This is a genomic window from Agromyces binzhouensis (assembly GCF_004135055.1).
Classification (GTDB): domain Bacteria; phylum Actinomycetota; class Actinomycetes; order Actinomycetales; family Microbacteriaceae; genus Agromyces; species Agromyces binzhouensis.
Map to the genome: position 1 here is coordinate 1 of NZ_SDPL01000092.1, position 9,334 is coordinate 9,334.

General features: G+C 71.5%; 7 protein-coding genes. 4 read left to right on the forward strand and 3 right to left on the reverse strand.

What is annotated here, in order from left to right:
- Positions 1-16: 16 nt before the first annotated feature.
- The 3 genes from ESO86_RS06715 (at position 17) to ESO86_RS06725 (ending at position 5,378) form a co-directional block, all read left to right on the forward strand.
- Positions 17-1,315, forward strand: coding sequence for an FAD-dependent oxidoreductase (locus tag ESO86_RS06715; RefSeq protein ID WP_242492245.1), 1,299 nt, complete (start codon positions 17-19; stop codon positions 1,313-1,315).
- Entirely contained in the window at positions 1,312-2,172 is an 861-nt protein-coding gene (locus ESO86_RS06720) for a TIGR01458 family HAD-type hydrolase (RefSeq protein ID WP_129234203.1), read from the forward strand. Before ESO86_RS06715 ends, ESO86_RS06720 begins: the two co-directional genes overlap by 4 nt.
- Positions 2,173-2,264: 92 nt before the next feature.
- Positions 2,265-5,378 (forward strand): M14 family metallopeptidase, encoded by a 3,114-nt coding sequence (locus ESO86_RS06725; protein WP_207207041.1) that lies wholly within the window; start codon positions 2,265-2,267, stop codon positions 5,376-5,378.
- An 85-nt stretch (positions 5,379-5,463) separates the two neighbouring features.
- On the opposite strand, the gene ESO86_RS06730 is transcribed toward ESO86_RS06725, so the two are convergent.
- The 3 genes from ESO86_RS06730 to ESO86_RS06740 all read right to left on the reverse strand — a co-directional run bounded on the left by ESO86_RS06730 (position 5,464) and on the right by ESO86_RS06740 (position 7,941).
- Positions 5,464-6,246 carry a hypothetical protein gene (locus ESO86_RS06730; RefSeq protein ID WP_129234204.1) on the reverse strand — a complete coding sequence of 261 codons (783 nt, stop codon included), beginning with the start codon at positions 6,244-6,246 and terminating at the stop codon, positions 5,464-5,466.
- A complete protein-coding gene (locus ESO86_RS06735) occupies positions 6,239-7,114 on the reverse strand; it encodes a vWA domain-containing protein (RefSeq protein ID WP_165307434.1) in 876 nt (291 codons plus the stop codon). Before ESO86_RS06735 ends, ESO86_RS06730 begins: the two co-directional genes overlap by 8 nt.
- Positions 7,115-7,236: 122 nt before the next feature.
- Entirely contained in the window at positions 7,237-7,941 is a 705-nt protein-coding gene (locus tag ESO86_RS06740; protein ID WP_129234206.1) for a potassium channel family protein, read from the reverse strand.
- A 248-nt stretch (positions 7,942-8,189) separates the two neighbouring features.
- On the opposite strand from ESO86_RS06740, the gene ESO86_RS06745 reads away from it, so the two are divergent.
- On the forward strand, positions 8,190-9,334 hold a 1,145-nt coding region (locus ESO86_RS06745; RefSeq protein WP_207207042.1), incomplete at its 3' end, for a P-loop NTPase fold protein.

The following is a 9,334-nucleotide window of genomic DNA, read 5'->3' on the forward strand; positions in this document are numbered from 1 at the left end:
GGCCGACACGTGAGCGATGGCCGGGTCGCGCCGCACGGGCCGGATGGCCCGCGACGGCGCGCGCGACCGGAGTAGCGTCGGCACCGGGCGGTGGGTTCGCCACGGCCGGAGCGGAGACGAGGTGCGGGCTGCGGTCATCGGTGCCGGGATCGCGGGACTCGCGTGCGCGCGGCAGTTGGCGCTCGCCGGATGGCAGGTCGACGTGGTCGAGCGGGCCGACGGCCCGCGTGCCGACGGCTACATGATGGACTTCTTCGGCCTGGGGTTCGACGCCGCGGAGCGCATCGGGGTCCTGCCGCGGCTCCGCAAGGCCTCGTACCGCATCGGCTCCGTCGAGTACGTCGACGCCCGTTCGGGCAGGCGGACGGCGAGCATCGACTACGACGCGTTCGCGTCGGCGTTGGGCGGCCGTCTGCTCAGCCTCATGCGACCGGACCTCGAGCTCGTGCTGCTCGACGCGCTCGGAGACGCGCCCGACGGCTCGGTGCGCGTGCACTACGGGGTGCCGTACCGCGCGTCGGAGGCTGCGGACGCCGGCACGGAACTCGGCGCGCGGCTCGCGGGCGCCGACCTCGTGATCGGCGCCGACGGCGTGCACTCGGGCGTGCGGGAGGCCCTGTTCGGCGACGAGACGCAGTTCGTGCGGCCGCTCGGGCTGCGTGCCGCGGCGTACGTGATCGACGGCGCACCCGACCTGCACGCCGAGTTCGACGGGCGGTTCGTGCTCACCGACACGGTCGACCGCCAGGCCGGCATCTACGGGCTGCGCGACGGACGGGTCGCCGCGTTCCTCGCCTACCGAGAGGACGCGCAGGAGGGCGTCGACCCCGACGAAGATGCGCCGACGCGCCTGCGCCGCGTGTTCGGCGGGCTGTGGAGTCCGATCGACCGCCTGCTGGAACGCTGCCCGGCGCATCCCTACGACGACGTGGTGGCGCAGGTCGTGCTCCCCCGCTGGCACCGCGGCAGCACCGTGCTCGCGGGCGACGGATGCCAGGCCGTCTCGCTCCTCGCCGGGCAGGGCGCGTCGATGGCGATCGCCGGCGCCGAGCTGCTCACCGATCTCGTCGGGCCCTGCCGCGACGCCGCGTCGATCGAGGCGGCGCTCGGCGAGTACGAGCGCCGGTGGCGTCCGGTCGTCGAGGAGAAGCAGGCCGCCGGACGGCGCGCGGCGAACACGTTCCTGCCCCCCGACCGGTTCCGGCTGCTGCTCCGGCGGTGGGCGTTGCGCGCCTCGACGCTGCCGGTGATCGACGCGCTCGTGATGCGCTCGATCGCGGGCGGCACCGGGTTGAAGGGCAGGACCGGGGTGTGAGCGTCCACGGCGTGCTGCTCGACCTCGACGGGGTGTTCTACGTCGGGGACGAGCCGGTGCCCGGGGGCGCGGAGACGGTCGCGTGGCTCGTCGAGGGCGGCATCCCCCACCGCTTCGTGACGAACACGACGTCGCGCCCGCGGCGCGAGATCGTCGCGAAGCTGGAACGGATGGGCGTCGAGGTCGATGCGGCCGACGTGCTCACGCCGGTCGTCGCGGCGTCGGCGTGGCTGGAATCGGAGGGGTGCCGTCACCCCGCGCTGTTCGTGCCCGACGCGACCGCGTCGGAGTTCGCCGAGCTCGGCGTGGCCGGCGCGGAACCCTCCGAGCGGGCGGATGCCGTCGTGGTCGGCGATCTCGGGAGCGGATGGGACTTCGCGACCATGAATCGGGCGTTCCGACTGCTCGCGGAGGATCCCGGCATCCCCCTGGTCGCCCTCGGCCTCACGCGCTACTGGCGCGCCGAGGACGGACTGCGACTCGACGTCGGCGCGTTCGTGCGCGGCCTCGAGTACGCCTCGGGGCGGGACGCGGTGGTGCTCGGCAAGCCGGCCGCCGCCTTCTACCGCGCCGCCGTCGACTCGCTCGCGGAGGCGCCCGACGAGGCCGTCATGGTGGGCGACGACATCCGATCCGACGTCGACGGCGCGCAGCGGGCGGGGCTGACCGGCGTGCTCGTCCGCACCGGCAAGTTCGATCCGGCCGACCTCGACGGAGCGATCCGACCCGACGCCGTGCTCGATTCCATCGCCGGACTGCCCGATTGGTGGCGGAATCGAGCGATCGGCGGCGGAATCGACCAAACCTCGGGCGATCTCTTGACAGTGCGCGACGCGTGGCAGGAAGGTGGCCCGTAGGGTCCGTACAGCGTCAGACGCGTGGCGATCTCAAGACGAACAACGTCGTCGTCACCGATCCCCCTGGCCGTAGACGGACCGGAGGGGTCGTCATGACTGGAAACCGTTCCACCCGAACACGGATCGCCCTCGGAACCGCCGCCGCAGCCCTCGCCGCGGCGATGCTGAGTCCCATCGGCGCGAACGCCGCCGAGGACGACGTGGGTGAACTCGACATGTACACCGCGGAGGTCAGCGCGGAGCAGGCGGCCGACATGGCCGCGTCCGGGCTCGACATCGCCGCGAGCAAGGCATCCGGACGCGGAGTCGAGATGCAGCTCATCCTCTCCGAGGATGAGGCGAAGGGACTCGCCGAGCGCGGCATCGACGTGAAGGTGACCAAGGGCAAGAACGGCAAGTCCGCCAAGCAGATGGCGGCGGAGCAGGCGGCCTCGGGGTACGACGTCTGGCGTTCGTACGACGAACCCGGCGGCTTCCGCGACCAGATGTACCAGCTCGCGAAGGACAACCCGCAGCTGGTGAAGCTCGTCGTGCTCGGGGAGACCTACGAGGGCCGCGAGATCATCGCGCTGAAGGTGACGCAGGGCGCGAAGGGCCAGAAGGACGGCTCCCGTCCCGCCGTGCTCTACAGCTCCGCGCAGCACGCGCGCGAGTGGATCTCGGCGGAGACCAACCGGCGCCTGCTCAACTGGTACATCGACGAGTGGAAGTCGAACGACACGGAGGTCAAGAACCTCCTGAAGTCCACCGAACTCTGGTTCGTCCTCGTCGCCAACCCCGACGGGTACCAGTACACGTTCGACACCGAGCGGCTGTGGCGGAAGAACCTCCGCGACAACGACGGCAACGGCGAGATCACGCGCGGCGACGGCGTCGACCCGAACCGCAACTACCCGGAGCACTTCGCGTACGACGAGGAGGGCTCGTCGTCTCAGACCTCGAGCGAGACGTACCGCGGCCCGTCGCCGGCGTCCGAGCCTGAGACGCAGGCGATGATGGCGCTGTTCGACCGGGCGAACCCCGAGTTCCAGGTCAACTACCACTCCTTCGGGGAGTGGCTGCTGTACCCGGAGGGCTGGCAGATCGCCACGCCGAGCGGGGACGACCCGATCTACTACGCGCTCTCGGGCAACCTGGACAACCCGTCCATCGAGGACTTCGAGCCGGGCCTGTCCTCCGACGTGCTGTACGTGACGAACGGCGAGACCACCGACTTCGCGCACGTGTCGCACGGCACGCTCGCCTGGACGCCGGAGCTCAGCGACGGTGGCAGCGGCGGCGGGTTCGTCTTCCCCGACGACGAGGCGCTCGTGCAGGCGGAGTTCGAGCGGATCCTTCCGTTCTCGACGGATGTCGCGATGTCGGCCGTCGACCCGGCGAACCCGGTGTCGCACCTCGGCATCACGACGAAGCCGTTCTACCTGCAGAGCGACGACGACTACAAGGTCGGCCTCCCGCAGGCGAACTTCACGTTCGACTACTCCTACGGCGACCCGCAGGAGGTGCGCGTCCTCGCGAAGCGCAGCCTCGGCGACGTCACCGTGAAGTACTCGATCAACGGCGGCGCCGCGCAGAGCGCGCCGACCTCGGAGTGGGACGGCGGCGATCGCTACGGCGGCGCGACGGACGTCTACTACCGCGTGATGAGCGGCATGGTCACGGGAACCGATCCCGGCGACAGCGTCGAGGTCTGGTTCGAGGGCGGCGGTGAGACGAGCGACTCGTTCACCTACGAGGCCGTCTCGGAGTCGGATGCCGACGTGCTGGTGCTCGCGGCAGAGGACTACACGGGCGCCTCGCCGGGCATCGGCGGGACCGACCCGGCCTACCTCGAGTACTACACCGACGCACTCGACGCGAACGGCACGAGCTACGACGTCTACGACGTCGATGCCCGGGGCCGCATCGCGGCGGACTCGCTCGGCGTGCTCTCGCACTACGACGCCGTCGTCTGGTACACCGGCGACGACATCGTGACCCGCGAGCCCGGCTGGGGCGGCGGCAACGCCTCGCGCCTGGCGATGGACGAACTGCTGAACGTCCGCGACTTCATGAACGAGGGCGGCCAGGTGCTGTACACCGGCGACTGGGCCGGCAGCCAGTACACGCCGAACCTCGGGACGCAGTTCTTCGATCCGACGTCGGCGAACGAGGAGTGCCGCGCCGATCCGGCCGTGCTCGCCCGATGCAAGGCGCTGTTCGGCTCGGGCGACGCGACGAACGACGTGCTGCAGTACTGGCTCGGCGCCTACGTGGCCGTCGACTCGGCCGGCTTGGACGACGAGGGCGACGTGCTCGACGCGCTCGGCGTGGACGTGCCGCTGGAGGGCCTCGGCTGGGGCTTCAACGGCGGCGACAGCGCGCAGAACCAGTTCCACACGAACTCGTTCATCACGACGAGCGGCGTGCTGCCTCCGGCGGACTACCCGCAGTTCGACAGCTGGGTCTCGGCCCGCTGGGACCGCGCGGGCGGACCGTTCGAGCCGCACACGGGCGACTACTACGTGTACTCGCAACTGGGCGACGTCTCGTACAAGCAGCTCATGCGCACGATCGACGTTCCGGCCGGCGGCGCCACGCTGACGTTCTGGACGTCGTACGACACCGAGGCGGACTGGGACTACGTGTTCGTCGAGGCGCACACGCCGGGCCAGGACGACTGGACGACGCTGCCCGACGGCAACGGCCACACGACGCAGGACTCCGGCCAGAGCTGTCCGTCCGGATGGAACGAACTGCACCCGCAGCTCGACCAGTACCAGACGCTGAACGGCGACGGCACCTGCAGCCCGACCGGGTCCGACGGCGGTGCGTGGAACGCCGCATCCGGCAACTCGGGTGGCTGGCAGCAGTGGTCGGTCGACCTCTCCGCCTACGCGGGCGGCCAGGTCGAGGTCGCGCTGTCGTACGCCAGCGACTGGGCGACGCAGGGCCTCGGCGTGTTCTTCGATGACATCGAGGTCTCCACGGGCGAGGGCACGACCTCGTTCGAGGCCGACCTCGGCGGCTGGGAGATCACGGGGCCGCCTCCGGGCAGCGCTCCGAACCCGAACAACTTCGTCCGCACCACGGCGGGCGGGTTCCCGGAGGCCGCGGTCGTGGCCACGCCGGGCTCGCTCTACGCGGGCTTCGGGTTCGAGGGCATGACGGATGCCGCGACCCGGGCCGAGTGGATGGGACGCGCGCTGGACCACCTGCTGGACTGACGCGCACCCCCGTTCGGGACACCGACACGGGGCGGCCGGCGACCTTCGGGTCGCCGGCCGCTCCGGTCTCTGCACGACGAGGTCTCTAGCTGCCGATGGGCTCCCAGGCCGTGGCATCCGAGTTCAGCCGATGGCCGTTCACGATGTCGCCCGGTCGGTATCGGCCCACGGGCTCCCAGGCCGTGGCATCCGCGTTCAGCCGATGGCCGTTCACGATCTCGCCGGGTCGGTATCGCGATGCGGGCCCGGCGGGTACGGGCGGCACGGCAGGCGCAGGGTCGGGCTCCGACGGCGCCACCACGCGAGGCGCGCCGCTGAACCCGAGGAGGCCCGGGAGGTCGAAGGACCCGGTGCGTTCCGCGAGCTTCACCCCTTCGCACTCGACCTTCGCACGCACCTCGACCGTGCCCGTGCGCACATCGGCGACCTCCCCCCGCCGGAACGCGATCACCGCACCCTTCACCGTCGTGTCGAGCGCGACCGCGAGCGCGACGCTCGTGATCGGGACCTCGTCGACCTTCACCTCGACACTCGGCTCGTAGCTCCACTTCACCGTGTGCGTGACGAGCGGCACGACCATCTCGCCGTCGGGGTTCTTCGCGGACCACTCCTTCGCCTCGCCGATGGCCCGGTGACGATCCCACGAGTGCGCGATCACGTCGGTCACGTCGAGGTCGAGCAGGCCGTCGGCCACCTCGCCGACCTCGCCCGCGAGGTAGTCCTTCCCGGCCGTCGCCATGCGGGCCACGACCTTCGCGACCTCGCCCCCGACGTCGCGGTCCGCGGCGATCCTCGCGACCTCGGAGCTCACCGATACATGACCCGGCTCGAGCACGAGGTCTCGGACGGTCAGTTTCGCGTCATCCACGATCCTCTCCCTCCACCATCCGGGCCTCCCAGTGACCCGGTCGCACCTCGAGGCGCACCGACCGGGTCGGCGCCTCGTCGTTCGCGTCCAGGCTCGGCGACCAGGCGACGCCGCGTCCCGCGGCGGCCGACACCCGGACCCGGTGCGCGACCATGCGTCGCTGGTTCCACGGCGCGGTCGGCCTCGCAGCCGCCCACACCGCGATGCCGACCCCGAAGGTCGCGGCGATGAGCAACCCCACCGGCGGCCCGCCGCCGCCCACGCTCGCCTCGCCGAGTGCGGCGACGAGCGACTCCTCGTCGTCGGCGTCGAAGTAGCGACCACCCGTGGCCTCGGCGATGCACGTGAGTTCGCTCGGCGGTTCACCGTCGAACGCGTAGCCGACGGTGTTGACACGGATGTCGAACCCCTGTTCCATCAGCGCCGCCGCCGCCACGCACGGCGGCGGGTCGCACTCGGCGATCCCATCGCTGACGAGGACGATCGTGCCGGACCCCTGTGGAAGGTCCCTTGCGGCCGCCAGCAACGAGGGTCCGGTCGGGGTGCCGCCGGCGACGAAGAGCCCATCTACCGCCCGTCGGAGCTCTGCCCGATTCCCCACTGCGGGCTCGACGAGCGTCGCCGGTGGGTCGTCGCACCCGCCGGCGAACGTGCGGAGCCCCACTGCACGATCATCCGGGACGACATCCAGTGAACGCACGAGTGCACGTTGGGCCTGCGCCAGCGGCGCCCCCTCCATCGATGCCGACGTGTCGACCAGGAACACGACCGCCTCGGGCGGTTCGCCCGCCTGGGCCGCGTGCCCGATCCCGATGACCGCGAGTGCGCCGAGGGCGACTCCGACCGCGGTGCTTCGGACGATGGACATCTCGATCACCACCTCGAGGATTCCTCACCTACGATCCCCCATCGACGCCACTGACGCGCCCGGGTGAACCCTGAGATCGGGGAGGTCCGCCAGTGCACGCGCCTCGGCTCGGGCGACCGCCATCACGCGCGCTGGCGGATCTCCTCGCGCAGCTCGCGGATCTCCGCGGTGAGCGTGTCGATGTGCGCCTTGGTGGCGACCTGCTCGGCCTCGTTCGTCTCGCTCACCCGCTCGACGATCCATGATGCGAGCGTGCCGGTGACCACGCCGATCAGTGCGATGCCGCCGACCATGACGCCGACGGCGACGAGCTGACCGGTCGGGGTCACCGGGAAGAAGTCGCCGTAGCCCACGGTCGTGATGGTGACGAACGCCCACCACAGGCCCTCGCCGAACGTCTCGATCGACCCGCCGTTGCCGCGCTCGGCGTCGAGCACGGCGAGCGCGGCGACGTAGACGAGCAGCACCGACGCGCCCGCCGCATAGAGGATCACCTTGCCGCGCAGCATCGCTCCGGCGGTCCGCCCGATCACGGTGAGGATCGTCACCACCCGGAGCAGCCGCAGCGGACGGAGCACCGGCAGCACCACGACGGCGAGGTCGAGCAGGTGCCGCACGAACCAGCGCGGGCGATCCTCCGCGAGCGCGAGGTTCACGACGTAGTCGATCGCGAACAGCGCCCACGTGCCCCAGATGACGGATTCGGCGAACGCCGCCTCCGGTCCGTGCAGGTCGCCGATCACCTCCCACGAGTACGCCGCGAGGAACAGGACGGCCGCGATGAAGAGCGGCCACTCGACGAGCTTCTGCCAGGACTGCTGGGACATCCGTCCACCGTAGGAAGCGCAGGTCACGGTTCGGTCACGCGAACCGGGGCGACGGATGCCGCGGCGCACGCGTCGCGGCGCGAGCTCCGGCATCCGTCGATCCCGGTCTGTTCGCTCCGCCCGCACCGTGCCACCATGGGAGTACGGGACCCGATGGTGGGAGTTGGTTCACGTGGGCGACGCACTCGGACACGCCTGGCACGCCGGGAATGCGCACCCGCGGTCGGGTCCGACGGCCCGGGGGCACCATGACCGCGGCGCCTGACACGTGGTCGCCCTCGGTGAACCACGCCCTGCAGTGGGCCGGAGGGCTCGCGACCCTCGGCGGACGCGATGGCACCGTATCTCCCGACGACCTGTTCCTCGGCCTCCTGCTCGCGCATCCGGACGAGGAAGGCGAGGTGTGGTGCTTCCTCGCGCACTTCGACCTCACCGCTCGCGACCTGCTGCCCGACGACTACCCGGCGATCGACCACGAGGCGCTGCAGGTCGCCGCCGCCGCGGCGCCGAGCACGCCCGACCCCGAACGGTGGGACGCGGAGGTCTCCGGCGTGCTCGCCGAGGCCGGCACCCCGTCGGGCACCGCGCGCGTCGCGGACGTCCTGGCCTCCGTCCTCACGCTGACGACGTGGATCGATCGGCTCGGGACCGCGATCAGTCGGTCCGGGGTGAGCGCCGGCCAGCTGGTGCCCCATTTCCGCGAGGAGTGCGTCCGCGAGTTGAAGCCGGACGGCCCGCGCCGCGCGGGCCTCCAGATCCGCGACTGGCTCGCCGAGCGGTACCCGCGACGTCGTGCCACGATGCCCTCGTTCTCGAATGATCGACCCGAACCGAGCGCCGACTTCATCGGGGTCGGCGAGGAGGCCGACGCCTTCGCCTACCTCATCGCCTCGAAGGCCCTCGTCCCGCCGCTCGCGGTGGGCATGTTCGGCAGCTGGGGCAGCGGCAAGAGCTTCCTCATGGCCAGGATCCGGCAGCGGGTGGAGCAGCTCTCCGCACTGGCGGCGGCAGCGGATGCCGCGGCCGGCGCCCGCACGGGGACGGCAGCGGGCGCACCGGGCGGGGATACGGCCGGCGCGACCCAGGTGTGGCCGAACGTCGTCTCCGTCGAGTTCAACGCGTGGCAGTACGTCGAGACGGACCTCTGGGCGGCGCTGCTCGCGCGGATCTTCGAGCAGCTGTCGCCGGAGGCGCGACGGCGGCTCTCCGAGTTCAGCCGGGTGCGGGAGCGCGCGGAGTCGGACCGCCAGGCGGCGCTCGAGGAGGTCACGCAGGCGGAAGAGGTGGTGAAGGAGCGCGACACGGCGGCGCGAACGGCGCTCGAGGCGGCCGAGGCGGCCCGGCAGGCGGAGTCGCAGGTCGCGCAGGACGCCGAGCAGGTGCGCGCCCGAGC

Excerpts from the sequence above, each read along its gene's own strand:
- ESO86_RS06715 (WP_242492245.1), top strand. The coding sequence starts at position 17 with ATGGCCGGGTCGCGCCGCACGGGCCGGATGGCCCGCGACGGCGCGCGC.
- ESO86_RS06725 (WP_207207041.1), top strand. The coding sequence starts at position 2,265 with ATGACTGGAAACCGTTCCACCCGAACACGGATCGCCCTCGGAACCGCC.
- ESO86_RS06735 (WP_165307434.1), bottom strand. The coding sequence starts at position 7,114 with ATGTCCATCGTCCGAAGCACCGCGGTCGGAGTCGCCCTCGGCGCACTC.
- ESO86_RS06740 (WP_129234206.1), bottom strand. The coding sequence starts at position 7,941 with ATGTCCCAGCAGTCCTGGCAGAAGCTCGTCGAGTGGCCGCTCTTCATC.